General features: G+C 33.1%; 1 pseudogene. It reads left to right on the top strand.

The features are described 5' to 3' along the window. Nucleotides 1-496 precede the first annotated feature (496 nt). Nucleotides 497-742, top strand: a pseudogene (locus tag AC1DJR_RS32295) (glycosyltransferase); the annotation flags it as partial.

Raw genomic sequence — 742 nt, 5'->3', positions numbered from 1 at the left:
AAAAATAAAAATTGACGTTCACGTTGTTTGTTTCGTTCAGTTTTCAAAGAACTTGTTTGCCGCTCATTTGCGACTCCCTTATGTTAACATTTTCATATTTCAATGTCAACCAAGTTTTTTTATTTCTTTTGTCGCTTTCTGCGTTGTTGCTATCGGCGACTTGTTCTATAWTACACCTCTATATCCTAATCGTCAATACCTTTTATCCTTTTTATTTTATAAATTCTAAAGGGTATTGAACCTTCTTCATTTATACTCCGTTCCTAGAGATTAATAAACTGGTGCAATCACTTTCATAATCGACAGTTTATACTTTCTTACTTACACCTTTCTAAAGAATGAATAGCAAGCCAAACAAATATATATTAAAGGTAGCACTTTTTATTTCGAGTACATTCCAGCTGCATTCACAATTATCTCCTACCACTTCTCTCTAGGAATTATAAATACACCATGCATTTACTAAAAATCTAATTAACTTAGGAGGCGTTATGAAATGCATGTTAATAAGAAGATCATTTATGTATCCCATGATGCCCATTTCCACGGAGCACAGCTGCTTTCTTTACATACTATTAAAGCTCTTAAAGAAAACTTTCATTACTCCGTCGCAATTATTTCTATTGGAACGGGCATTTTAATCCACGATTTTCAAAAGTATGGTCCTGTTTATTGCCTAGAGGAAGACTACCCAACAGAAAAAAGGGTCGAATTATTAATAAAGAAGTTACTATCACAAGAC

This window comes from Bacillus sp. 05T31 (genome assembly GCF_056396725.1).
The sequence above is the reverse complement of the archived record's forward strand: the minus strand, read 5'-3'. Positions and strand labels throughout refer to the sequence as shown.